The sequence below is a fragment of the Thalassospira profundimaris genome (genome assembly GCF_003326795.1).
In the GTDB taxonomy this organism is placed as follows: domain Bacteria; phylum Pseudomonadota; class Alphaproteobacteria; order Rhodospirillales; family Thalassospiraceae; genus Thalassospira; species Thalassospira profundimaris_C.
Map to the genome: position 1 here is coordinate 688,040 of NZ_JPWI01000001.1, position 22,148 is coordinate 710,187.

Sequence of the window (22,148 nt, forward strand, 5' to 3'; positions counted from 1 at the left end):
ATTTTATTCCTCATTATGAGGAGTAGAAAAAAATAATACAGTCGGGTGGTGCTTTTCTGATGGTCATTATGTCCGGGAAAGTCTGCCTGCTGCGTCTCAGATAGTGACAAGATTCGCAACCAGTTTGCTTCAGGGGAAAGACGATTCGTCACATGATCGCGTATGTCGCCAACACGAAACCGTCGCGCATGTATTCTGTTCGCCGGGTGGTTTCATCAATGCTTGTTGCAATTGGTGTCATGGCATTTTCGGCCGGAATACCGTTCGCACCCGTCCAGGCACAAGATGCCGACAAGCCAGTTATCAATCCGGCACCAACGGTTGAAGTCCAGGAAGCCGAACTTGATCCCCTGACCACCACGTATCATGGCATATCGCTATATGGTGATCTGAAATACGGCCCGGATTTCCAGCATTTTGATTATGTAAATCCCGATGCGCCCAAGGGTGGCACCCTGATCCAGTCATCCATCGTTGCCTTTGATACGCTCAATCCCTTCACGCTCAAGGGAACCTCGGCGGCGGGGCTTGGTCTGATCTATGACAGCCTGATGGTGGCCAGTGCCGATGAACCCTATGCGATGTATGGCCTGATCGCGCGCAGCATCGAAGTGCCCCAGGACCGCTCCTTTGCCATCTTCCATCTTGATCCGCGTGCGCGTTTTCAGGATGGCAGCGAAATCACTGCTGATGATGTTGTGTTTTCCTATGAAGTCCTTGTTGAAAAAGGCAGCCCCGTCTATCGGCAGTATTTCTCCCAGATCGAGGGGGCCGAGGCGATTGACGACCTGACGGTCAAATTCACCTTCAAGCCCGGCAACAACCGCGAAACACCGATGACGGCGGCGGGCATCTCGATCATGCCCAAGAAGTTCTGGGAAGGTAAGGATTTCTCGAAAACCACCTTTGAAATCCCGGTCGGAAGTGGTGCCTATAAGGTCGCAAGCATCGAGGCAGGCCGCCGCATTACCTATGAACGGGTCAAGGATTACTGGGCGGCGGATTTGCCGGTCAATCGCGGCCAGAGTAATTTCGACACCATCCGTTATGACACCTATCTCGACCCCGAGGTGCAGCGTCAGGCCTTTCTGGCCGGTGAATATATGGTGCGTTCCGAACATTCATCGCGCGACTGGAGTACGGCCTATGACACGCCAGCGGTCGAACGCGGTGATATTCAGAAAAAATTCATGCCCGATCATCTGCCTGTTGGTATGCAAGCCTATGTCATGAACAATCGCCTGCCTCTGTTTTCCGACTGGCGTGTGCGCAAGGCGCTTCAATATGGCTTTGATTTTCAATGGCTGAGTCAGGCGATGTTCTATGGTGCCTACAAGCGGACTGACAGTTATTTTGTCAATTCGGATCTGGCTTCAAGCGGCATTCCGACCGGTGACGAACTGGCATTGCTTGAACCTTATCGCGATCAGTTGCCACCGGAACTGTTTACCCAGCCCTTCAAGCTGCCAAACTTCGATGAACCCGATGGTCGCCGCAAGGCGCTGCGCGATTCCATGACGCTTCTCAACGAAGCCGGATGGGAAGTCCGCGACAAGGTTCTGGTCAACAAGGAAACCGGGCAGCCCTTCCGGTTTGAGCTGGTCATTCGCCAACCGGGGATTGAAAAGATCGCTCTGGTCATGAAAGCCCGTCTCAAACAGCTCGGGGTTCAGATGGACATCCGTCTGATTGATACCGGTCAGTGGGTCAACCGTATTCAAGCCTTCGATTTCGAAGCCATCACCTTCTGGTGGCAACAATCCCTGACGCCGGGCAATGAACAGCGCGTTTTCTGGAGTTCCGAAGCCGCCGATCAACCAGGTTCGCGCAATTTCGCCGGGATTAAAAACCCGGTTGTTGATGCCATGGTCGACAAGGTTGCATCGGCAAACAGTTGGGAAGAGCTGGTCACAGCGACCCATGCGCTCGATCGTGTCCTTTTGTGGGGCTATTACGTGATCCCGCAATATTACCTTGGTGGCGAACGTCTCGCCTGGTGGAACATCTTTGGTCATCCCGATACGGTGCCGCTGAAAGGGGAATCGGTCATGCGCTGGTGGATTGACCCGGACAAGGCTGCGAAATTGCCGATGGGGGGGAACTAGGCCATGCTGAACTACATTCTGCGGCGTCTTCTTCTGATCCCGGTCACATTGTTTGGCATCATGTTGTTGAACTTCGCGATCATCCAGTTTGCACCGGGCGGCCCGGTCGAGCAGGTCATTGCCCAGCTTCAGGGAACGGCTGTTTCATCAACAGCGCGTATCACCAATCAGGGTGGTGATAGCGGTGGTTCCGCATCATCATCGGAATCAGGCAACAATTTCTCATCGACATCGAATTATCGCGGGGCGCAGGGGCTTGATCCCGAAATCATCAAGCAACTTGAAGTGCAATTTGGCTTTGACAAGCCTGCACATGAACGGTTCTGGATGATGATGAAAAACTATCTGACCTTTGATTTCGGCCAAAGCTATTTTCAGGACCGTGACGTTGTCGATCTGGTGTTGGACAAAATGCCGGTTTCGATATCGCTGGGCATCTGGTCGACGCTGATCATTTACATCATCTCGATCCCGCTTGGCATTACCAAGGCGGTGCGCGATGGCTCCAATTTCGATATCTGGTCGTCGGCGGCGATCATTGTCGGCTTTGCCATTCCGGGCTTTTTGTTTGCCGTCATGCTGATCGTGATCTTTGCCGGTGGGACATATCTGGACTGGTTCCCGTTACGCGGACTGACATCGACAAACTGGGAACAGCTATCCTTGTGGGGCAAGATCGTTGACTATTTCTGGCACCTGACATTGCCGATCGTTGCACTGACGATTTCGGGTTTTGCCACGCTGACCATGCTCACCAAGAATTCGTTCCTTGATGAAATCAACAAGCAATATGTCGTTACCGCCCGTGCGAAGGGTCTGACGGAAAAGCGTGTGCTGTATGGCCATGTTTTCCGCAACGCCATGCTGCTGATCATTGCCGGTTTCCCCAGTGCGCTGGTCGGGATGCTGTTTACCGGATCGGTCCTGATTGAGGTAATCTTCTCGCTCGACGGGATAGGCTTGCTTGGCTTTAACGCGGTGATGACGCGCGATTATCCTGTGATGTTTGCCACACTTTATTTCTTCACGCTGTTTGGTCTGATCATGAACCTGATCAGTGATCTGAGTTACCACCTTGTTGATCCGCGGATCGACTTTGATGCGCGGGGGAATTGATCATGTTTGGTGCTGTTCTTTCGCCACTTAACCGTCGTCGCGTGGCAAACTTCAAGTCCAACAAGCGCGGCTACTGGTCACTTGTGATCTTTACCGTGCTATTTGTGATTTGCCTGTTTGCCGAACTGATCGCCAATGACAAGCCAATCTTCGTCAAATATGACGATAACTGGTATATGCCGATCTTTTCCGACCATCCGGAAACCACCTATGGCGGCGATTTCGATGTCGAGACCGACTTTTATGACCCCTATATTCAGGGCAAGATCGACCATCATGGCTTTGCCATCTGGCCACTGATCCCGTTTTCCTATGACACCATCGATTTTGAAATGCGCGAACCGCAACCAGCGCCACCGTCTTCGCGCCATCTGCTCGGCACGGATGAATTGGGGCGTGATGTGTTGGCGCGTCTGATCTATGGCTTCCGGATATCGATCCTGTTTGGTCTTGCACTGACTGCGATCAGTTCCGTGATCGGCATCGCCGCAGGTGCGGTACAGGGCTATTTCGGGGGCTGGGTCGATCTTGGCTTCCAGCGCGTGATCGAAATCTGGGGTGGCCTGCCGCAACTCTTTATTCTGATCATCCTTGCCAGCCTGTTTGCGCCGGGTTTCTGGACGCTTTTGTTCATTCTGGTGCTGTTTAGCTGGATGAGTTTGACCGGGCTTGTACGTGCGGAATTCCTGCGTGCGCGCAATTTTGAATATGTTCGTGCGGCAAGGGCGCTTGGCATGACCGATTACCGGATCATGTATCGCCATGTTCTGCCCAACGCGATGGTCGCGACCATTACCTTCCTGCCATTTGTGTTGAATGGCTCAATCGTTGCTCTGACCTCGCTCGACTTCCTGTCGCTTGGCTTGCCACCGGGATCGCCATCACTTGGTGAATTGCTTTCGCAGGGCAAGAACAACCTGCAAGCCCCCTGGCTTGGCATGACGGCCTTCTTTGCCATCGCGGTGATGCTCAGTCTTCTGATCTTTATCGGCGAAGCTGTCCGTGACGCGTTCGATCCGCGCAAGACATTTTAGGGTCAGGGCCTATGAATTTGATTGGAATGGCAAAGTTTATATTTGTGAAATCCAAGAAAAATCCCGCCGGGCGGGTTGGTATCCCGTACAAGGGATTTGACGTCGGAGTTTGCAAATATAAACTTTGTCATTCAGATCGATCAGATTTGCACGGGCTACGTTGTCGCAAAACCTTGAAAGATACTTATCTGTCGGCGGTTTCGCTTCGCGTATCCGCACAAATCTTATCGACCATTCAAGCCAAATTCATAGGCCCTGACCCTAAGGAACCTGTAAAATGACAGAGCAATCAGCCAACCAGCTGCTCCTTGATGTCAGCAATCTTTCGGTCAATTTCGGCGATGTGCATGCCGTCAAGGGGGTGTCATTTTCGATAGGGCGCGGCGAAACCATGGCACTGGTCGGCGAAAGCGGATCGGGCAAATCGGTCACCGCCCTTTCGATCCTGCAATTGCTGCCCTATCCACGCGCGACCCATCCATCGGGCTCGATCACATTTGACGGTCAGGAAATGGTCGGTGCCGAAGAGCGGACCTTGCGCAAGATCCGTGGCAACCGGATTTCGATGATCTTTCAGGAACCGATGACGTCGCTTAATCCGCTGCACAATATTGAAAAGCAGATCGGCGAAGTCTTGCTTCTCCACAAGGGCCTGCGTGGGGCCAAGGCGCGTGCGCGTATTCTGGAATTGCTTGATCTGGTCGGTATTCCTGATCCGGCGTCACGGCTCAAGGCGCTTCCACATGAGCTTTCCGGCGGTCAGCGCCAGCGTGTCATGATCGCCATGGCGCTTGCCAATGAACCGGAACTGCTGATTGCTGACGAGCCGACCACGGCCCTTGATGTCACCATTCAGGCCCAGATTCTTGAATTGCTTCAGGACCTGCAGAACAAGCTTGGCATGGCGTTGCTGCTGATCACCCATGATCTGCAAATTGTTCAGAAAATGGCCAGAAGCGTCTGCGTGATGAAGGATGGCGAGATCGTTGAACGCGGTGTCGGACATGGTCTTTTTGAACATCCCAGACATCCCTATACCCAAAAGCTGCTTGCAGCCGTTCCCAGCGGCAACGCGCCGGAACTGCCGGAAAATGCCACGGAGCTGCTCGAAACCAGCAATATTCAGGTGCGCTTTCCGATTGGCCGCAAGGGGATTCTGGGCCGTCCGGAACGCTATCTTGATGCAGTCGACAACATTTCCCTGTCGCTTAAACAGGGGGAAACCCTTGGGATTGTGGGCGAAAGCGGATCGGGCAAGACAACCCTTGCCATGGCCATCCTGCGTCTGTTGAAATCTGAGGGTGATATAAAGTTTGCGGGCGAGGATATCCGCAAATATGCCGGTGCCGATTTGCGCAAGCTGCGCCGTGACATGCAGGTCGTGTTTCAGGATCCGTTCGGCTCGCTTAGCCCGCGCATGTCGATCGCCCAGATTGTCGGTGAGGGGCTTGAAATTCACGAGCCTGACCTGACACCTGCCGAACGCGAAGCCCGTATTGCCGAGGCCCTCAACGAAGTCGATCTGCCGCAAAATGCCATGGATCGTTACCCGCATGAATTTTCCGGTGGCCAGCGACAGCGCATTTCAATCGCCCGGGCACTGGTTTTGAAACCACGCTTTATCGTACTGGATGAACCGACATCGGCGCTTGATATGTCCGTGCAGGCGCAGATTGTCGAATTGCTGCGTGATTTGCAGGCCCGCCACAAGATGGCCTATCTGTTTATCAGTCATGATTTGCGGGTTGTGCGGGCATTGTCTCATCGCGTGATGGTCATGCAGGGTGGAAAACTGGTCGAAAGCGGTGCCGCGACGGATGTCTTTGATAACCCGCAACAGCCCTATACCAAGGCGCTTTTGGCGGCGGCCCTTGATCTTAAGGCCGCCGGGACAGATTTTGTCAGTAACTGATAACGACAAAGCGCCATCAAACCTGTTAGAACAGGATCGGAAAAGGGAATGAAAACAGGGTAGTAAAGTGAATATGCTGTCGCCTATGAGCAAATGGTCAAACAGTGTGTGTTTCTGGGGCAAGGTCATGTTTTTGACCATGCTTCTGGCGATCCTTGTGGTCGCACCCCTGTCTGGTCCTGCCCATGCCAGCAGCAAAAAGACCGAACCGGCGACCGAGGAACCGGCAAAGAACGCCAAGCCGGAAATCCCCGAGACGGTCATTATTCCCGATCCTGTATCGCTGACCATTGTACTGCCGAAATCCGGTGCCATTCGCCAGATTGTGCTCAATATCTGGCTTGAAGCGCAGTCCAAACAGGCTGTGCCGGTGATTGAACATAACCTGCCCAAGATTATTAACGGCTTTCTGGTCGATCTGCAGCGCTTGATGTATCGCGATACCCAACAGCGTTTTGAAACCCGTGAGCCGGGCAAACGGTCCTTCAAATATGCGGCACCAGGTCTGCTGCCACCTCCGCCCCCCAAGACCGAAGAAGAACTTGCAGCCGAGGCCGAAGCAGTCGAAGCCGCTAAGGAAAAAGGCGAGGAAATCGTTCCCGAACTGCCATTCAGCCCGTTTGCGCCTGTACCCAACCGTTATTTCGCGGCCCTTCAGAACAAGCTTCTGCAAACAGGGCAGACTTTTCTGCCGCCCGATACACTCCGTTCGGTCCAGGTGCGCATGTTCTATGATTTCTGGCCGGGCGACGCCAAGCCGCGCTGATCTTTCTGCCTGACCCGTCCCTGACCGATGACGCATGGGCCAGTTGCGCAGGACGCAATTGTGCCATGGCATGTCTGTGATATTCCGGTTCGGTCAAAGTCCCGGAGCATCTCCATGTCGTTCGAAGTCTGGCTGAGTTTCACCCTCCTTGTCTTTTTGCTGGTCCTCACACCGGGGCCGAGCATTCTGATCGGCATGTCCCATGCGTTGCGTTATGGCGCGCGACCGACCCTGATGACCGCTCTTGGTGATGTCACCGCCAACATGATCCAGATGGTGATTGCGGCCGTCGGATTGGGTGCGGTTCTGGCGACATCGACGGTGGCGTTCGGGGTGGTCAAATGGTGCGGGGTGGTGTTCTTGCTGGTGATCGGATTGCTGTCATTCTTCCGTAAGCCCAAGAAATCAAACGATAAGAACGATATCGAAATGAATATTTCCGGTGCCTGTGAAGTCGTCAGCCATCGAAAACTTTTCCGCGAAGGCTTCCTTGTTGCGGCGGGAAATCCCAAGGCGATTGCCTTTTTCGGGGCGCTGTTTCCGCAATTTGTCAATCCGGCGGCACCACTTGCACCACAGTTGCTGACTCTCGGGGCTACCTTTGTTGTTCTTGATTACAGTTTCGTAATGATTTACGCGATGGGCGCTGCACGCATCATGCCCTGGCTGATCAAACGCGGCGGCAATAACGTGGTTGCACGTGTATCCGGGGCCATTTTGATCGTTGCGGCAGGCCTTTTATCGCTGATCGAGATGCCGGTAAGCGTTGCAGCTTCCCGTTTCTAGGTAGGATGCGCTTTCGACCTTTCAGGGGCGGAAAGGTCGGAAATTTTGCATTCCTAATATGCGTAATCCGGCCTAACTATCTGAAAGAAAAATAAAATATCTGGATGTGGCACATCTGACATTTGCTGCGCTTACAAACCGACTGGTCTGTATATAGCAGATTTTTGCCATATCAGATTTTTTGAATTCAAAATGGGGAAGAATTGCTGCCCTAACTGCCAGATTTTGTATTTTCTGGGCGACCAGACTGCGCTGATCGGGGCATTTTGATCGTTTTGCGGGCGGCGAAACCCGTCTTTTGCGATCCGTTTATTCGGTCTCGAGGCCAGCCGATACGATGATATCGCCAAATTCACGCAGGAAGACAGATCCCTTGACCGTCCGCTGGATCAGAACCGAACGGCGGTCTTCTTCATCGACCTTGCGTTTGACCATGCCAAGCGAGCTCAGGCGATCAAGGGCGCGGGTAATGGCAGGTTTGGAGATGTTAAGCGCTTCTGACAGGCCGCGTACCGTATGCGGGGCCGGGGTCAGGTAAACATTCAGCAACAAAGCCATCTGTCGGGCAGAAAGATCGGGAGAATCCCGACGCACACTTTCTACAATCGCGATACGCCAAAGGTCGAGTGCCTGAGACGGTTTGATCTCGATCGACATGCTTGTGCCCAACAATTAATTTGTTACGAATACGTAATCTGTCTACCTGACCCCTGTGCATATGTCAAAGGTCTTATTGGAAAATATGCAATTTACGGTTTGGTTTACTTACCGAAACGATCCTCGATCAGCTTGAAGGCTGCGCGGATTCCCTGTGCTTCGCCACCGGTCGGACGTCCCGGACGATCCGTCGGGTTCCAGGCCATCAGGTCGATATGTGCCCAGCTTTTTGCCCCTTCGACAAAGCGGTCAAGGAACAGGGCGGCAATGATCGCCCCGCCAAAGGGCGAACCGGAAATGTTGTTCATGTCCGCTGCCTTGCTATCAAGCTGCGGGCGATATTCATCCCACAGCGGCAAGCGCCACAGCGGATCATGAAGCGCCAGACCATTTTCCATCAGGCCATTGGCCAGATCATCATCATTGGAAAACAGGGCAGGCAGACCAAGACCAAGGGCCACACGCGCCGCCCCGGTCAGGGTCGCGAAATCAAGGATCAGTTCCGGGTTCTCCGACGCGGCCTCGGTCAGGGCATCAGACAGCACAATACGGCCTTCGGCATCGGTATTGCCGACTTCAACAGTCAGACCCTTGCGGGTTTTGAGAATGTCACTCGGGCGATAGGCACGACCCGATACCATATTCTCAACTGCGGGGATCAGAACGCGCAACCGCACCGGCAGGTTGGCCGCCATGATCATGCGCGCAAGGCCAAGAACCTGTGCCGAGCCACCCATGTCCTTTTTCATCAAAAGCATGTTGCTTGACGGTTTAAGGTCATAGCCACCGGTGTCAAAACACACACCCTTGCCGACCAGCGTGATTTTCGGTGCGTCCGCATCGCCCCATACCAGATCAATCAGGCGCGGATCGCGGTCACTGCCATACCCGACCGTGTGAATGGCCGGATAATTCTGTTTCAAAAGGTCATCGCCAACAATCGCGCTGACCCTGGCGCCGAATTCCTCGCCAAGGGCGCGTGCGGCGGCTTCAAGCTCTGCCGGGCCCATGTCATTGGCCGGAATATTGATCAGATCACGCGCAAGTCCGATGCCGCGTGCAGTGTTTTCTGCGCGCTTGGCGGCTTCGATGTCGTGAAGGGCGATCTTTGCGCGTTTGTCCTTCTTGCCGTCATCCTTGCGATAGCGATCAAAACGATAGCCCCCAAGATAAAGCCCAAGCGCTGCCTTTTCATAAAGGGCGGCATTGTCGCTGATGCTATCAGAAAGGCCATAGACCCCTTCGGGAAGGCTGGTCGGCAGTCCGGCGAAATCCCAGATCGCCTTGGCATCATCAACATAGCCGATCAGGACCGATCCGAACGCTCCATTCGATCCCGGCAGGGCAAGCTGCGTTCCGCGCTTTGCCTCGTAACCGTTTGCCGCCACCCATGCCTTGGTCGTTTCGGACTGATCGGCAAGCCAGCTTTCAAACTCGCTTTCGACAATCGGGGTGATGGTGATCGGGTTGGTGGAACTGTCGCGTGCGATGATGTGATCGAACAATTTAAGTCTTCCCTGCTGGTGACGTGGGATGGTGTTGTGTCGAGGAGGCGGGGTTAAACATCCGCCCCCGGACAGGATTTGATGATTGATCTTACGGCTGCCACCGGTCCAGAGCAATTCCGGAAAACAAATAGCCGCAAACAGGATCAGTATATGGCCCCCGATCCTGAAAGATCGATCCGGGGCAAGACGGATATGAAATTTCCCCGGATAATAAGGACGTTCGGGGCACTGGAACCGGTAGGTCAATTTCATCAAAGCGGACTTGAACCCGGCTTTTAAACCGCTGATAGTGTTTGACCCAGTGTCATAGCCCCCCCAACATGAAAGACACCCGCATGGAAACGCGCCCCGTTCTTTATATCGGCAATAAAAACTATTCTTCCTGGTCGCTCCGCGCCTGGCTTGGCCTGAAAGTCGCCGGGATTGATTTCGAAGAACGCCTGATCGCGTTGCGCAGCGATGAATGGGCGGCCAAGGCGCCGGTCTTTTCGCCAACCGCCAAGGTCCCGGTATATTTTGATGGCAGCAAAACCATCTGGGAGGCATTGGGCATCCTTGAATATATCGCCGATAGCCGCCCCGATACGCTGCTTTGGCCGCTTGATATGGATGTACGGGCGATTGCGCGTTCCGTGTCGCTTGAAATGCATGGCGGGTTTGGGCCCCTTCGCACGCACATGCCGATGAATTGCCGCAAAAGCCTGCCCGGCCTTGGTCGCAAGGACGGCGTGGACAAGGACATCGCCCGCATCGGTGAAATCTTCAAAATGTGCCGCACCCGGTACGGGCAGGGCGGTGATTTCCTGTTTGGCGATTTTTCGATTGCGGACGCCATGTATGCGCCGGTGGTGACGCGTTTCAAGACCTATGGCGTGGATCTTGATCCGGTTGGCAATGCCTATATGCAGGCCATCCTTGAATTGCCCGCCATGAAGGAATGGTATGCGGCGGCGGCCACCGAAGAATGGGTGATCGACGATTCCGAGGTGAAGTAACCCATGACGGGTTTGCGTGGAGATCTTCCCGAAATTGACCCGCCGGCCGGGGATGCGGCACTTGATAGCCTTCTGGGCGATGTCCGGGCCTGCCGCATCTGTGCCGATACATTGCCGCTTGGCCCGCGTCCGGTCGTGCGCATGGCCAAGGGCGCGCGTATTCTGATCATCGGACAGGCGCCGGGCACCAAGGTCCATGAAACCGGGCTTCCCTGGAATGATGCATCGGGTGATCGTCTGCGCGACTGGCTGGATCTGTCGGTGGATGATTTCTATGACCCGGCCAAACTTGCCATCATGCCGATGGGCTTTTGCTATCCCGGCCGGTTTGAACGCGGCGGGGATTTGCCGCCCCGGCCAGAATGTGCCCCGGCCTGGCATGATGCGCTTTTGGCCCATCTGCCCGATATCGAACTGACCCTTCTGATCGGGCAATATGCGCAACAACGCTATCTTGGTCCGCGTCGGGCCAAAACCATGACAGAAACCGTGCATCGCTTTGCCGATTATCTGTCTGACAACCTGTTGCCGATGCCCCATCCAAGCTGGCGCAACACCGCATGGATGAAAAAGAATCCGTGGTTTGAAGCCGATCTTTTGCCGGTCCTTCGCCAACGGGTACACCGCCTGTTGGGCTAGGGTCTCTTTTGTGGTCCAATGATCTTTCGCCACCCCAAGAAATACGAGGCAAACCAGAATGAGCAAACTTGAAAAATCCGCCATTGAAACTGCCCTGAAGTCCCTGCCGAACTGGGAACTTGCCGATGATGGCCTGTCTATTGGCCGGGTCTATATGTTCGGGGATTTCAATGCCGCGTTCGGTTTCATGACCCGTGTCGCCCTGATGGCAGACAAAATGGATCACCATCCCGAATGGTTCAATGTTTACAACAAGGTAAATGTGACCCTGACCACCCATGATGCCGGGGGTGTCACGCAGAAGGATATCGATCTTGCGACCTTCTGCGACAAGGCATCCTCCAGCTAGCATCAAAAAAAACACCCTGCCGGTAGGGGACGGCAGGGTGTCTATGGCTGCGGTGAAATCGGGCCGTGGGTGTGGGATTATTTCGGCTCGAGGCGAACCGCGCCATCTATCCGGATGGTCTCGCCATTGATCATTTCATTTTCACAGACATGCATGGCCAGTCGGCCATATTCAGCCGGATCGCCGAGCCGTTTGGGGAACGGAATATTGGCCGCAAGGGCCTGCTGCATCTCGTCGGGAAGGGCCGTGACCATCGGGGTGCCAAACATGCCCGGTGCAATGGCAACAACGCGGATACCATGACGGGCAAGCTCGCGCGCGGCCGGAAGGGTCATGGACGCAACCCCGCCTTTTGATGCGGAATAGGCAGCCTGTCCGATCTGGCCTTCAAAGGCGGCAATGGAGGCGGTGTTAATGATCACCCCGCGTTCGCCACTGGGCGACGGGTCGTTGCGGCTCATGGCGGTGGCGGTCACACGCATCATGTTGAATGTGCCGATCAGATTGACATTGATCACGCGCGCAAAGGCGTCCAGATCGGCCGGGCCTTCGCGTCCGACAATGCGCTCGCCCTGCAAGATCCCGGCGCAATTGACCAGAATGGACGGGATACCAACGGAACGTACCACTTCGGAAACAGCACCTTCGACGCTGGCACCGTTTGAAACATCCACGCCAAATCCGACACCGCCCAGCTTTTCAGCCGTGGCTTTTGCGCCGTCTTCATTCAGATCAAAGGCAACAATCCGTGCGCCAGCCCCGGCCAAAGTTTCGGCTGTCGCGGCCCCAAGTCCTGATGCGGCCCCGGTTACAATGGCGATGGAACCCTTGATCTGCATGGCTTGGTGTCTCCCTTGTTCAGCGCATGTGCAATTAATTGGTATTTATATACCAAATTATATCTTTAACGGGCAAGCGTCGATTTCCTGCTGCTCGTTGCACCAGACTATGGGGTGGGGATGGTTATCTTCTGCGCGCAAGTTCGCGATACAGCGCCTCGGGACTGACGCCGATTTCAAGGGCGATCATGCGCCAGGTTCCCTTTTCGGGAAGGACGTCGTCATGCCAGGCGATCCAGGCATCAAGCCGTTCGGCGACCGTGCGCAGCCGCAGAATCTCCGCGCGCAGGCGGGTTGCCTGTACTTCACGGGCCAGATGCGTTGCAAGCGATACAGCCATCTGATTGTTTTGGGAAAGATGGGATTCGACGTCGTATTTGCGGATCCGCTTGACCTGCGCATCCTGATGGCAGATGGCGTCGCAATGATAATGTTGTGAAAACAGGGATGCCTCGGCCAGAACATTGTCGGGCCCTGCGCGCTGCAGGACGATCTCGTCACCATTTTCAAGAAAACGTGCCAGTCGCACTTCGCCCCTAAGAACAAGGAAAAGATGCTCGACCGGATCGCCCTTGCGAAACAGGACCTCGGTTGCGGCGAAATCGGACAACCTGCCCTCAAAGCGGTTGAGAAGATCAAAAATCGATACTGACATGATATATATCATGTATAGATCGCGGCGCGCAGGTCAAGCTTGAGGCACTCAGAAATTAACAGGTGATGCCATGTTTATCCTTTCCCGACAGGCCCGAACTGCTTTGATCGTTTTGGGCCTGACCGTTCCGTTATCTGCCCAATCACAAGAATCCGCCCATGGTCATGGCCAGCGTCAAAGCGACCATGCAAATGCTGCGGCACCGGCATCCCCCTATGCCGGACAGCAGGATCGCTCGATTAAAAGCCTGTCAGCTGACGACATTTCAGAGCTGCAAAAAGGCGGCGGATGGGGGATGGCAAAGGCCGCGGAGCTGAATGGCATACCCGGGCCTGCGCATCTGTTGGAACTGTCTGACGACATTTCGCTTTCAGCAGATCAGAAGGCCGCCATTGTGGCGCTGTATGAGCAGATGAAAATGGATGCCATCAAAGAAGGTGCCAATCTGATCGCGGCAGAACGTGCACTTGATGATGCCTTTAAGGTGGGTGGATTGACGGAACCCGTGCTAAAGGCGCTTTTGCAGGCGATTGCAGACCGCCAAAGCAGACTTCGCTTCATTCATCTTGCCACGCATCTCAAAACGCCAGCCATTCTAAGCCCGGCACAGATAGAACGGTACAACAAGCTTCGCGGCTATGATGGCTAGGTCAGGGTTGTGAACGCAAACCTGATCAGGATTTGGCAAGTTTGCGTTCACGTAGCGCGACATAGATTGCGGCCCCGATAATCAGTGCACCACCCGGTATAATCCAGATATCGGGCACCTCGCCAAACAGGATCAGGGCAAGGATCGCAATGATCGGCAGGCGCAAATAGGAAAACCCGACAAAGAAGCTGTAATCAGCCAGTTGCAATGCCTTGACGTTACAGATTTGCATCACATTCATCATCAAAGCGGCAACCGCCATCAGGCCGATAGCCGTCCAGCTGGGCACTTGCCAGACAAACAGGGCCGGGATCAGCGATACCGGTGTCGTAATGATCATCAGATAGAACAGAAGTGACGTGGTGCTTTCCGTGCTGACCAGCTGTTTGGTGATCATCCCCGCACAGGCCATGCACATGGCCGCTGCAATCGGCAAAAGGCTTGCCGGTTGCATGGCATCTGATCCGGGTTGAATGATCAATCCGACACCGACAAAACCCACCACAACTGCCAGCCAGCGGTGAACACGCACCGTTTCGCGCAGGACAAGGGCGGCCAGAATGGTCCCAAACAGCGGAACGGTGAAATTAAGTGTGGTTGCCTCGGCCAGTGGCAGATAAAGCACTGCCATGAACCACAAACTCATCTCGGCTGCCGACAAGATGCCCCGCAAACCGAACAGGGGCAGGCGTGTGGTTCGCAGGCTGGATAAACCGGATTTCATCACCATCGGTGCGATCATGATCAGGCCAAAGGCAAAGCGTAAGAATACCGCCTGATAGGGATGAATTTCCGCGGTGGCAAACCGGATGGTCAGGGTAAAGCAGGCCGCAAGGATCGCCGCTGCAAGAGCAAAGAAACTGGCCCGGATTGATGCAGGTTGGCGTTCAAACCATGCTGTGACCGGACTTGGCATCTTTGGGGACCTTTGTGCTTGGGATATGGGCGCCTAGTTGCGCGACGGCGGCGGGTCAAGATCACTGGCCGCAGAAGACGGGCCGCGTTTGATCCGGTTGGCTTCACGATTAAGCTTGGCTTCGCGGCGCGCAATGAACAGGGCCGATCCGATAATCAGTCCCGCACCGGGCAAAAGCCAGATTTCAGGCACTTCGCCAAACATCACAAGCGCGATGACCAGAACAAAGGGCAGGCGCAAATAATTGAACCCGATGACAAAGCCGTAATCGTAAACCCGGAATGCATTGGTGTTACAGATCTGGGTGATATTGGCCATGAACGCACCTGCCGCCATCAGGCCGATTGCCGTCCAGCTTGGCGTTTCCCAGACAAACAGGGCCGGGATCAATGTCATCGGTGTGGTCAGGGCCATCATATAAAGGATGATGGTGGTCGGGTTTTCCGTGCGCGAAAGTGACTTGATCGTAAGTCCGGCACTGGCCATGCAGATGGCAGCGGCAATTGGCAACAGGCTGGCAAGCTGCATGGTCTCGCTGCCCGGGCGGATAATGATCAATACCCCGCAAAAACCGGCCAACAGGGCGGCCACCCGATACTTGCGAACTTTCTCGCCCAGAAAGATCGCGGCAAGGACAGTCCCGAACAGCGGCACGGTAAAGTTCAGTGTTGTGGCCTCGGCCAGCGGCATGATCGCGATTGCCGAAAACCAGAAGCTCATCGCCCCCATCGACAAAACTGCACGGAGCACAAACATCGGCAGACGCTTGGTCTTGAGCGGCGCGATACCGCTACGCAATGCCAGCGGCGCAATCAGGATCAGGCCGAACAGATTTCGGAAAAACACCGCCTGAAGCGGATCAATATGTTCCGTGGCCAGACGGACAAACACCGAAAAGATTGCTGCACTGATTGATGCCATCAACCCAAAGACAGTGGCCTGCAAATAGGGGGGAAGGGCGTTGAACCGATCACGCATCGGGTTTTTCCCCCGTTTGCGATGTGGCTGGATCGGCGAGATCAATCTTGGTTGCGGGGATGGCTTGCGGGTCGGCGGGCGCTGTGGTTGGCAGTCGCGTGGCTGTTTTTGCCCGCTTGGCCAGAACCGCCTCGCGCCGCGCGATATAAAGTGCCGATCCAATGATCAATGCTGCCCCGGCCCAGGTCCAGAAATCGACGACCTCGCCAAACATCACAAAGGCCATGGCCGCAACAAAGGGCAGGCGCAGGAAGTCGAAAATCATCACATAGGACTGATCGGCGGTGCGATAGGCGCGCACCAGTAACTGCTGGCCTGCGGTGCCCGCTATCGCAATCAGAAGCATGACGAATAACTGCCACAGGCTGGGCGTTTCCCAGAAATAGATCGCTGGCGGCAACGACAGCGGCGTCATGACCAGCCCCATCCACGTGACAATGGCATTGGCACTGTCGGTTCGAGACAGCATTTTGACCGTCGTCATTGCTGCTGCCATGAACAGTGTTGCCAGCAATGCCAGAATCGCGCCGGTTTCAAAATCCTGTCCAAAGGGCCGGATGATGATCATTGCTCCGACAAAGCCGATGGCAACAGCACTCCAGCGACGCGCACGAACGGTTTCGCGCACAATGATCGCGGCCAGCACCGTGGTCAGGATCGGCAGGGTAAAGTTGATGGCAATCACTTGGGCTGCGGGCGTGATGGCAAGTGCTGTAAACAGGCAGGACATGGCCCCAAAACCAAGCGCCCCGCGCAGGAAATGTAGTTTGAACCGTTCGGTTCTCAATCCGCCCGGACCGTTGCTAAACAGCCAGGGCAACATCGGGATCAGGCCGAAAAAGTTGCGGAAAAATGCGGCCTCGAAAGGATGAACATCACGGGTGACATATCGAATAAGCACCGCCATGGCCGCAAAACAGAGTGCGGCAGAAATCATCAACAGGGCGCCCGTTAAGGCCGCATTGTCTGAGGTGGCGCGTGAAAAAACCATTATCCTCAACGAATAAGCGCGATTTTAGAAAAAATCCAGTCTGCGGGCTGCGATTTGTCATACTATTTGTGCATGGCAGACCTTGCAGATTTGGCGAACAGTTCGCGCAAGACGGGTTTTCGTGTAAGCTCAAGGCCGTCGACAATAATCCATCAGGGGGAAATTACATGGATGCCATTGATCGCAAATTGATCGACATCCTGCAGGAAGATGCATCGCTATCCTATTCGGTACTGGGAACGAAGGTCGGATTGTCGGTTTCTGCGGTGAATGATCGTGTGCGCAAACTGCGCGAACAGGGGATTATCCAAGCCTACAAGATTGCGGTTGATACGAACGCCATTGGCCGTTCGCTGACCGCGATGGTCTGGCTCAGGACCGATCCGGCCAAGGGAAACAAGAAACTGGTCAAATCCCTCATCAAGGCTGACGAGGTACTTGAATGCCATCATATGACCGGGCGGTTTGATTTTCTGGTCAAGCTTCGCCTGCGTGACACGGCACATCTCGAAAGTTTTGTTTCTGACACGATCAAGGAAATGCCCGGCGTTGTCGAAGTTTTGCCGGAAATTGCCCTGTCTACGGCAAAAGAAACAATGTTTGTTCCGGCGCAACTGGAAACAGACTGATCACATGGCGGGAAATTGATTTATTTTGCGAAAAAACCGCTTATGGGGTTACGCAGTCATAATTTCCTAAATATCTGATGCGATGATTGTTTTGTGAGTAGCCAGCCGAACCCAGTCCCAGACACCTGATCAAGGAGCCCCCAACATGATTGAATCGATGAATCTGGTAATCCTGATTGCATCGATTCTGGTTGTGGTCGCAGTCTTTACCAGCCTTGTCAGTTTCCGGGTCGGTGCGCCTTTGCTGTTGGTGTTCCTGTTTGTCGGTCTTGGCGCGGGCGAAGACGGCATTGGCGGCATCATGTTTGACAATGCGCCATTGGCCTATTTTATCGGTTCGATTGCGCTGGCCCTGATCCTTTTTGACAGCGGTTTTGAAACCCAGCTCAGAACGTTAAAAATAGCCGCCTGGCCATCACTGGTGCTGGCCACCTTCGGGGTGATGATTACCACGGGCGTGATCGGGGCGGTAACCTGGCTGGTGCTTGATGTGCCATGGTTGGTGGCCCTTCTGTTTGGCGCGATTGTCAGTTCGACGGATGCGGCAGCGGTGTTTTTCCTGCTTCGGGTCGGGGGCATCAATCTGCGTGATCGCACGCGCAGCACGCTCGAAGTTGAGTCGGGCTCGAACGACCCGATGGCAGTCTTTCTGACCATTTCACTGGTCGAGCTGATCATTCTTGGCGGGGGCGAAAATATTGCCCTTGAACTGCTGCAACGTTTTGTTCTTCAGATCGGCCTTGGCGCGGTGTTTGGTCTGGCAGGTGGATATGCACTGGTTCAGATGATCAACCGCATCAAGCTTGAACCGGGACTGGTGCCGATCATTACCATGGCCTGTGCGCTAAGCCTGTTTGGCGCGACCAGTATTCTGGGCGGCAGCGGCTTTTTGGCGGTTTATGTCGCCGGTCTGTTTGCCGGAAACAGCAAGATGAATATGAGCGTCGGCGTCCGGCGTTTTCAGCATGTCACCACCTGGCTTGCCCAGATCGCGATGTTTGTCACGCTCGGCCTTTTGGCAACCCCGTCCGAATTTGGCGCGGTGATCATTCCCGGTGTGGTTCTGGCCCTTGTTCTTGTCTTTATTGCGCGGCCTGTGGCGGTGTGGCTGTGCCTGATGTTTTTCAATTTCTCGCGCAATGACACGGCGTTTATTTCGTGGGTCGGTTTGCGTGGGGCGGTCTCGATCCTGCTTGCGATTGTGCCGATGGTCGAAGGGGTGCCCGAAGGGCAGCTTCTATTCAACACCGCCTTCATTGTCGTGATCACATCGCTTTTGTTGCAGGGCTGGACAATCCGGTCCGTTGCCAAGTGGCTTGGCATCATCGTGCCGCCGCGCCACGGGCCGGTGGATCGTATCGATCTTGAATTGCCGGGCAATGCCAATCAGGAAATCGTTGTGTATCGCGTGCATGAAGCCAGTGCGGTTGCCACCGGCCATCGCATTCCGCGCTGGGCACGGCCCAGTCTGATCTTGCGTGACGGGGCGTCGCTGCGCCCGCACAGTGCGGGCCCTGTTCAGGCCGGTGATCAGGTCTATATCATCACCCCGCCCCGTCATGTCGAACTGCTCGATCAGCTGTTTGCCGGTCCGGCCGAAGGGGCCAATGATGTCGAGCTGTTCGGGGATTTCAGCTTCCCGCCCGATACCCATATTTCCGATATCGGTCGCCTTTACGGTTTTGCGGTCGATGAAGACGATGCCGGACTGACCGTGGCCGATATCCTGAAACGTGATCTTGCCGGGGATGTCGAACTGGGCGATCGCGTTGCCTATGGCACGGTCGAGCTGATCGTACGCCGGACCGATGACGAACATGGCGTGATCGAGGTCGGCCTTGCGGTCGAGCAGCAAAAAGCCAAACCCAAACGCCGTATTCCGATCTTCCAGTCGCGTTCGGAACTTCTTGAAATCTGGAAGGACTGGCAGAAGCGCAAGCGCGCGGAAAAGAACCTGGCACTGCGCGGTGAAAGCACCGTCAAATCCCTGAGCCACGATGACAATTCCGATCCGGCGGAACCAACCCCCGCGACCCATGGCGAAGATGATGCCCAACAACGCGCTCCGTCTGTCAGCGACAAGGCCGCTCCTGACGACCTGGCCGAAACCGGAAAAGCCGCTGATACCGCAGATGCCGTCGAAACTACGCAAGCTGCTGAAAAAGCCGAAGCAGCCGAAATTGCGGAACCTGCTGAAACTACCGAAACTGCCAAAACCGGCGAAGCCCGAAAAACCCGAAAATCCGGCAAAAAGACCGAACCGGACAATCCGAAAGACAAGGTCGCCAAAACCTGACGCCCCATGCATTAATTTGGGTGAGTTTGGATTAGCTCACCTAATGCATGGATCAAAAAAGCTGGTTTGGTGCGGATTGAAATATGGCCTAAATTGCCGCTTCAATTCTTTTGGAGCACCATGGCCATGTTCGGTCTTTATGCGGCAGTCGTCTTGATCTGGGGTTCGACCTGGATTGCCATTCAGTATCAGCTTTCTGTTGCGCCCGAAGTTGCAGTGGCCCTGCGCTTTGCGCTGGCGACACTGATTTTGATGGCATGGTGTCTGGTCCGTCGTTTGCCGATGCGCTTTTCCCTGCGTGACCATTTCTTCATGGCTGTTCTGGGCGTTTGCCTGTTTTCACTGAACTATGTTCTGATCTATGTCGCCAGTGTGCATTTGACATCAGGTCTGCTGGCCGTGGTGTTTTCGACCATTGTCATCATGAACATGATCAATGGCGTGATCTTTTTCCGCCGCCGTCCCGAAACCCGCACCCTGATCGGGGCGATGATCGGGCTTTCGGGGATTGCGCTGGTCTTTGCCGATGATCTTGCTGCCTTTGATCTGGCAAGTGGCGGCAGCATCGGCCTTCTGGTGTCGCTGGTCGGGGCCTATATCGCGTCCCTTGGCAATATGGCGTCCGCACGCAACCATGCACGCGGTGTGCCGGTTATGCAGGCCAATGCCTTCGGAATGCTTTATGGCTCGATCCTGCTCTTTGCCTATATCGGGCTTGCCGGTATTCCGGTCACCTTTGACACCAGCCCGGGCTTCATCGCCGCACTGGTCTATCTGGCGCTGTTTGGTTCTGTTCTGGCCTTTGGTTTCTATCTTACACTTCTGGGCCGGATCGGTCCGGACCGGGCGGCTTACAGTTCGGTGATGTTCCCGGTTGTCGCATTGTTGCTCTCGACCTGGTTTGAGGATTTCCACTGGACGTCGCATATCATCTGGGGTGTTGGCCTGACACTGGTCGGCAATGTGGTTATTCTGACCAAACGTGTTCCAAAACCGGCAGCCACCGTTCTTGAACAGGTTGCCGTCGCCCCGGCGACCAAACCGGCGATCAACCCGGCCACCAATCCTGGCAGTGTGAAGCCCTGAGCGCGTCATATGCGCCCGCAAGCGGAGATCAGAATGAACAGTGTCGCCTATTTTCAGCGACTGGCCAGCTATAACGCCTGGGCCAACCGGCATGTTTATGAGGCCTGTGCAGCCCTGCCTGCATCCGAACTTGATGCGCCGCGCCGGGCGTTCTTTCCATCGATCATGCGCACGTTAAACCACATTCTGGTCGGTGATCGTTTGTGGTTGTCGCGTCTGGTTGGCGATCCGGTTGCCATGCCGCTTGATACCATCCTGTTTGACGATTTCGATGAATTGCGCGAAGCGCGCATCACACAGGATCAGGCAATCCTTGATTTCACCGATGGTCTGACTGCGGATATCATCGCATCCGATCTGACCTATCAGTCCGTTTTGGCCGGAGCCTATACCATGCCGCGCGATCTGATTCTGGGGCATATGTTCAACCATCAGACCCACCATCGCGGACAGGTTTCAAACATGGTGCTTGAGGCCGGTGGCAAGGTGCTTGAGATTGATCTGATCTATTACGCCCGTGAGCAGCTTTGATGACCGATCTTCTGGTGCAATATACGCCGTTTCTGATTGCGGCCTTTTTGCTCAATATCTCGCCCGGGCCTGATATGGCCTATATCGTCGGGCAAACGGCTGTGCATGGGCGTAAGATCGGGCTGTTTTCGACCTTTGGCGTGGTATCGGGGGCCTTTGTTCATGTGCTGGCTGCGGCCCTTGGCCTGTCGGCGATCCTTGCAACTTCGGCCCTTGCCTTTGCCATCGTCAAATGGGTGGGGGTGGCCTATCTGGTGTGGCTGGGCATCGGGGCGCTGCGCGCAAGCTTTGCCCGCAAGTCATCGGGCGGCGGGGATGCTGAAACGCCCCCCGAAATCACGATTTCCACCAGACCAATGACCGCCTTTCAGGCATGGCGGCAGGGCGTGATGATTGATGTGCTTAATCCCAAGGTCGCGATTTTCTTCATGGCCTTCCTGCCGCAATTTGTCGATCCGGCGCAGGGCGACGGGGCCCTGCAGTTTCTGGTGCTCGGCAGCATGGTCAATCTGATCGGGCTTCTGGTTGAAAGCACCATTGTTCTGATGGTGGCAGCCGCCGCCATGCGGATAAAGGCACGCAAAGGGCGAAAGGCGCAAAAGATGCATGCACTTGGCATGTGGCTGCAACGCGCCTTGGGCACGATGTTCATCGCCCTTGGCGCACGTTTGGCCCTGAGCCAGCAATAGCCAGGCCATCGATCCAGAACCG

21 protein-coding genes and 1 pseudogene are annotated in these 22,148 nt (G+C 55.0%); 15 read left to right on the forward strand and 7 right to left on the reverse strand.

Annotated features, from left to right (window positions below; translation table 11 throughout):
• The first annotated feature begins 152 nt into the window (after positions 1–152).
• From TH30_RS03230 to TH30_RS03260, 6 genes are all read left to right on the forward strand, one after another.
• Positions 153–2,105, forward strand: a complete 1,953-nt coding sequence (locus tag TH30_RS03230) for an extracellular solute-binding protein (RefSeq protein ID WP_258548587.1) — start codon at positions 153–155, stop codon at positions 2,103–2,105.
• A 3-nt stretch (positions 2,106–2,108) separates the two neighbouring features.
• Positions 2,109–3,221, forward strand: a complete 1,113-nt coding sequence (locus TH30_RS03235) for a microcin C ABC transporter permease YejB (RefSeq protein ID WP_114096616.1) — start codon at positions 2,109–2,111, stop codon at positions 3,219–3,221.
• Between the two features lie 2 nt (positions 3,222–3,223).
• A complete protein-coding gene (locus TH30_RS03240) occupies positions 3,224–4,255 on the forward strand; it encodes an ABC transporter permease (RefSeq protein ID WP_114096617.1) in 1,032 nt (343 codons plus the stop codon).
• 277 nt (positions 4,256–4,532) lie between these two features.
• The gene (locus TH30_RS03250) at positions 4,533–6,167 is read left to right on the forward strand and encodes an ABC transporter ATP-binding protein (protein ID WP_114096619.1); all 1,635 of its coding nucleotides are present in this window, start codon (positions 4,533–4,535) and stop codon (positions 6,165–6,167) included.
• Between the two features lie 127 nt (positions 6,168–6,294).
• On the forward strand, positions 6,295–6,933 hold the full coding sequence (locus TH30_RS03255) for a hypothetical protein (protein ID WP_258548588.1): 639 nt from the start codon (positions 6,295–6,297) through the stop codon (positions 6,931–6,933).
• A 114-nt stretch (positions 6,934–7,047) separates the two neighbouring features.
• A complete protein-coding gene (locus TH30_RS03260) occupies positions 7,048–7,719 on the forward strand; it encodes a LysE family translocator (protein WP_114096621.1) in 672 nt (223 codons plus the stop codon).
• A gap of 309 nt (positions 7,720–8,028) precedes the next feature.
• On the opposite strand, the gene TH30_RS03265 is transcribed toward TH30_RS03260, so the two are convergent.
• On the reverse strand, positions 8,029–8,376 hold the full coding sequence (locus TH30_RS03265; RefSeq protein WP_114096622.1) for a MarR family transcriptional regulator: 348 nt from the start codon (positions 8,374–8,376) through the stop codon (positions 8,029–8,031).
• Positions 8,377–8,480: 104 nt separating this feature from the next.
• Positions 8,481–9,881 (reverse strand): leucyl aminopeptidase family protein, encoded by a 1,401-nt coding sequence (locus TH30_RS03270; protein ID WP_114096890.1) that lies wholly within the window; start codon positions 9,879–9,881, stop codon positions 8,481–8,483.
• A gap of 338 nt (positions 9,882–10,219) precedes the next feature.
• Here TH30_RS03270 and TH30_RS03275 point away from each other — a divergent pair, with 338 nt between their 5' ends.
• The 3 genes and pseudogenes from TH30_RS03275 to TH30_RS03285 form a co-directional block, all read left to right on the forward strand.
• A complete protein-coding gene (locus TH30_RS03275; RefSeq protein ID WP_114096891.1) occupies positions 10,220–10,879 on the forward strand; it encodes a glutathione S-transferase family protein in 660 nt (219 codons plus the stop codon).
• A gap of 3 nt (positions 10,880–10,882) precedes the next feature.
• Complete coding sequence (locus TH30_RS03280) at positions 10,883–11,518, forward strand: uracil-DNA glycosylase family protein (protein ID WP_114096623.1); 636 nt, start codon at positions 10,883–10,885, stop codon at positions 11,516–11,518.
• A gap of 52 nt (positions 11,519–11,570) precedes the next feature.
• Positions 11,571–11,867 (forward strand): annotated as a pseudogene (locus TH30_RS03285) (4a-hydroxytetrahydrobiopterin dehydratase); the annotation flags it as partial.
• Between the two features lie 77 nt (positions 11,868–11,944).
• On the opposite strand, the gene TH30_RS03290 reads toward TH30_RS03285, so the two are convergent.
• Together TH30_RS03290 and TH30_RS03295 are read right to left on the reverse strand one after the other, a co-directional pair.
• Positions 11,945–12,706, reverse strand: a complete 762-nt coding sequence (locus TH30_RS03290; RefSeq protein ID WP_114096625.1) for an SDR family NAD(P)-dependent oxidoreductase — start codon at positions 12,704–12,706, stop codon at positions 11,945–11,947.
• A 124-nt stretch (positions 12,707–12,830) separates the two neighbouring features.
• Entirely contained in the window at positions 12,831–13,361 is a 531-nt protein-coding gene (locus TH30_RS03295) for a Crp/Fnr family transcriptional regulator (protein ID WP_181850142.1), read from the reverse strand.
• Positions 13,362–13,431: 70 nt separating this feature from the next.
• On the opposite strand from TH30_RS03295, the gene TH30_RS03300 reads away from it, so the two are divergent.
• Positions 13,432–14,010: a hypothetical protein gene (locus TH30_RS03300; protein ID WP_114096627.1), complete on the forward strand. Its 579-nt coding sequence runs from the start codon at positions 13,432–13,434 to the stop codon at positions 14,008–14,010.
• A gap of 25 nt (positions 14,011–14,035) precedes the next feature.
• On the opposite strand, the gene TH30_RS03305 is transcribed toward TH30_RS03300, so the two are convergent.
• The 3 genes from TH30_RS03305 to TH30_RS03315 are packed head-to-tail and all read right to left on the reverse strand — an operon-like array spanning position 14,036 to position 16,895.
• Positions 14,036–14,926, reverse strand: coding sequence for a DMT family transporter (locus tag TH30_RS03305; protein ID WP_114096628.1), 891 nt, complete (start codon positions 14,924–14,926; stop codon positions 14,036–14,038).
• Positions 14,927–14,959: 33 nt separating this feature from the next.
• Positions 14,960–15,904 (reverse strand): DMT family transporter, encoded by a 945-nt coding sequence (locus TH30_RS03310; protein ID WP_114096629.1) that lies wholly within the window; start codon positions 15,902–15,904, stop codon positions 14,960–14,962.
• Positions 15,897–16,895: a DMT family transporter gene (locus TH30_RS03315; RefSeq protein ID WP_114096630.1), complete on the reverse strand. Its 999-nt coding sequence runs from the start codon at positions 16,893–16,895 to the stop codon at positions 15,897–15,899. Before TH30_RS03315 ends, TH30_RS03310 begins: the two co-directional genes overlap by 8 nt.
• Before the next feature lie 167 nt (positions 16,896–17,062).
• Here TH30_RS03315 and TH30_RS03320 point away from each other — a divergent pair, with 167 nt between their 5' ends.
• From TH30_RS03320 to TH30_RS03340, 5 genes are all read left to right on the forward strand, one after another.
• A complete protein-coding gene (locus TH30_RS03320) occupies positions 17,063–17,524 on the forward strand; it encodes an Lrp/AsnC family transcriptional regulator (protein WP_114096631.1) in 462 nt (153 codons plus the stop codon).
• Positions 17,525–17,669: 145 nt separating this feature from the next.
• Complete coding sequence (locus TH30_RS03325; RefSeq protein ID WP_258548589.1) at positions 17,670–19,820, forward strand: potassium/proton antiporter; 2,151 nt, start codon at positions 17,670–17,672, stop codon at positions 19,818–19,820.
• Positions 19,821–19,946: 126 nt separating this feature from the next.
• Positions 19,947–20,906, forward strand: a complete 960-nt coding sequence (locus TH30_RS03330; RefSeq protein WP_114096892.1) for a DMT family transporter — start codon at positions 19,947–19,949, stop codon at positions 20,904–20,906.
• 33 nt (positions 20,907–20,939) lie between these two features.
• Positions 20,940–21,437, forward strand: a complete 498-nt coding sequence (locus tag TH30_RS03335) for a DinB family protein (RefSeq protein ID WP_114096632.1) — start codon at positions 20,940–20,942, stop codon at positions 21,435–21,437.
• Positions 21,437–22,126, forward strand: coding sequence for a LysE family translocator (locus TH30_RS03340; protein ID WP_114096633.1), 690 nt, complete (start codon positions 21,437–21,439; stop codon positions 22,124–22,126). Before TH30_RS03335 ends, TH30_RS03340 begins: the two co-directional genes overlap by 1 nt.
• The last annotated feature ends 22 nt before the right edge of the window (positions 22,127–22,148 follow it).